The following is a 231-nucleotide window of genomic DNA, read 5'->3' as shown; positions in this document are numbered from 1 at the left end:
CCCTGATGCTAAGCCGAAAAAGTTAATGAATCATGCTAGCCAAGTTTGGCCATTTGCCCATGCGATAAATATGGGTGACAGGGTTATTTTGCCCTCAAAAATTCAGCCTGTTATTTATATTGGAAAAATAACATCAAACTATAATTTTGATAAAAATGGTACCGACCCTTTCTTTCACTGGCGTAGCGTTGAGTGGTTACCGGATCCAATCCCCAGAAGACACTTTTCTCA

At 39.8% G+C, this 231-nt stretch carries 1 pseudogene; it reads left to right on the top strand.

The features are described 5' to 3' along the window. A pseudogene (locus R0K30_RS23785) lies at positions 1 to 231 on the top strand (restriction endonuclease); the annotation flags it as partial.

The organism is Bacillus sp. SIMBA_154 (assembly GCF_046536015.1).
Lineage (GTDB): Bacteria > Bacillota > Bacilli > Bacillales > Bacillaceae > Bacillus > Bacillus pumilus_P.
This window is presented reverse-complemented; position numbering and strand designations above follow the sequence as displayed.